Raw genomic sequence first — 365 nt, forward strand, 5'->3', positions numbered from 1 at the left:
GCGCCGTCCGCCGGAAAGGCCGTAGACCATGTCCACTCCGTCCACCACCCGCACCGGCACACCCCGCGAACTCAAGCAGGAACGCGCCGTCCGCACCCGCGCCCAGGTCCTGCACACCGCCGCCCGCCTCTTCGCCGAACGCGGCTACGAAGCCACCTCCGTCGTCGACATCGCCGAACACGTCGGCATGACCAAAGGCGCCGTCTACTTCCACTTCAAGAACAAAGAAGCCATGGCCATCGCCGTCGTCGAGGACAACTACCACCGCTGGCCCGCACTCCTCGAAGAAGTCCGCACCCAGAACCTCGACCCCCGCGACACCATCTACGCCCTCCTCGACCGCACCACCGAAGCCTTCCGCACCG

General features: G+C 67.1%; 1 protein-coding gene. It reads left to right on the plus strand.

Features of this window, described 5'->3' with window-relative positions:
• Positions 1–28: 28 nt before the first annotated feature.
• A partial coding sequence (locus NX794_RS35835; protein WP_258783896.1) for a TetR/AcrR family transcriptional regulator occupies positions 29–365 on the plus strand: 337 nt, incomplete at its 3' end.

The sequence above is a fragment of the Streptomyces pyxinicus genome (genome assembly GCF_024753135.1).
GTDB lineage: Bacteria > Actinomycetota > Actinomycetes > Streptomycetales > Streptomycetaceae > Streptomyces > Streptomyces pyxinicus.